General features: G+C 57.0%; 2 protein-coding genes. Both read left to right on the top strand.

What is annotated here, in order from left to right; all coding sequences use genetic code 11:
- Window positions 1-30: 30 nt before the first annotated feature.
- Window positions 31-933, top strand: a complete 903-nt coding sequence (locus PQQ52_RS34560) for a 5'-nucleotidase (protein WP_408221509.1) — start codon at window positions 31-33, stop codon at window positions 931-933.
- Complete coding sequence (gene queF / locus PQQ52_RS34555) at window positions 930-1,754, top strand: NADPH-dependent 7-cyano-7-deazaguanine reductase QueF (RefSeq protein ID WP_408221507.1); 825 nt, start codon at window positions 930-932, stop codon at window positions 1,752-1,754. The genes PQQ52_RS34560 and queF overlap by 4 nt, the downstream gene beginning before the upstream one ends.
- Window positions 1,755-1,863: the final 109 nt, after the last annotated feature.

The following is a 1,863-nucleotide window of genomic DNA, read 5'->3' as shown; positions in this document are numbered from 1 at the left end:
CGCCTGATCTTTTTGGACTGAAACACGCAGATGGCTCTTTCGCTTGTCGACAAACTGGTGGTGGCAATCTCGTCGCGCGCGCTGTTCGACTTCGAGGAAGAGAACTGCGTGTACGAGGAAGGCAACCTGCAGGCGTATGAAGCGTTGCAGCGCGAACGCCTGGCCGTGCCCGCCAAACCCGGCGTCGCGTTTCCGCTGATCCGCAAGCTGCTGGCGTTGAATGCCGGCGGCCATCGCGTCGAAGTCGTGATCCTGTCGCGCAGCGATCCGATCAGCGGATTGCGCGCATTTCACTCGTGCAGGGAGTATGGACTGGCGATCGAGCGTGGTGTGTTTACACGCGGGCGGCCGCCATTCGGCTATCTGAAGCCGTTGAACGCCTCGCTGTTTTTGTCCGCGAATCAGGACGACGTGCGCGACGCATTGGCCGCCGGATTTCCGGCCGCGCGCGTCTTGCCCGAATCGGCGAAAATGGCGAGCAAGTATCCGGATGAGATCCGGATCGCGTTCGACGGCGATGCCGTATTGTTTTCCGACGAAGCCGAGCGCGTGTTCCAGAAAGATGGCTTGCGGGCGTTCGTCGGCCATGAGATTCACAACAAGGATTTGCCGCTCGCGGATGGGCCTTTGAAGCCGTTGCTCGAAGCGCTGCATCGGCTGCAGAAACTCGCGGACGAAGCCGCACCAATGCATATTCGTACGGCCTTGGTGACGGCACGCTCAGCCCCGGCGCATGAGCGTGCGATCCGCACATTGATGGCGTGGAACATCGAAATCGACGAAGCGATGTTCCTCGGCGGCCTCGACAAGAGCGCATTTTTGCGCGAGTTCGAGCCGGACTTTTTCTTCGACGACCAAATTGGCCATTGCGAATCGGCCCGCGTCGTGACGGCGACGGGGCACGTGCTGAGTGGCATCGTGAACGCATCATGACACCCGAACAATCACCGCTGGGTAAGGCTTCCACTTACACCGAACAATATGACGCTTCGCTGCTCTTTCCGATTGCCCGGAAGAATGCGCGTGAGGCGATTGGGATTAACGCGCAGTTGCCGTTTTTCGGCACGGACATCTGGAATGCTTACGAGCTTTCCTGGCTGAATGCGCGTGGCAAGCCGCAGATTGCAGTGGCGACTTTCTTTGTACCGGCTGATTCGCCGAATATTGTCGAGTCGAAGTCGTTCAAGCTTTATCTTGGGTCATTCGCGCAGACGGCGTTCGAGTCGATGGAAGTTGTGCGTGACACGATCAAGCTCGATGTTTCTGCTTCTTGCGGCGCGACGGTTTCCGTTCATCTGACCGCGCCGTATGAGTTTGGCAAGCTGCAGATGGAGGAGTTTGAAGGCTTGTCGCTGGATCGGCTCGATCTGGATACCGATGTTTATCAACCTGACGCCTCATTGCTGAAGGCGGCGCTCGATGAAGCGCCGGTTGAGGAGACTGTGTTCTCTAACTTGTTGAAGTCGAATTGCCCGGTGACCGGGCAGCCGGACTGGGGCACCGTGCAGATTCATTACGTCGGGCCGCCGATCGATCATGCGGGTTTGCTGAGGTACATCATTTCCTATCGGAATCACACCGGGTTTCATGAGCAGTGTGTGGAGAAGATTTTTATCGATGTTCTTAAGGCCTGCCGGCCGGTGAAGCTTGCTGTTTATGCGCGGTATACCCGCCGCGGCGGGCTTGATATTAATCCGTTCCGGACAAATTTTAATTTGCCTATGCCGGATAATTTGCGATTGGCGCGGCAATAAGGTTGAGGTTTTTTTGGCCTGCGGCGGGTTTTGTCTGGTTGTCTGCGGCTTTGGGCTTTTCTTGAGTTGGTTGCCTGGGCGGCGCTTTGTTTGTCTGTGTTTTTATGGT

The organism is Paraburkholderia sediminicola, assembly GCF_046030555.1.
In the GTDB taxonomy this organism is placed as follows: domain Bacteria; phylum Pseudomonadota; class Gammaproteobacteria; order Burkholderiales; family Burkholderiaceae; genus Paraburkholderia; species Paraburkholderia sediminicola_E.
The sequence above is the reverse complement of the archived record's forward strand: the minus strand, read 5'-3'. Positions and strand labels throughout refer to the sequence as shown.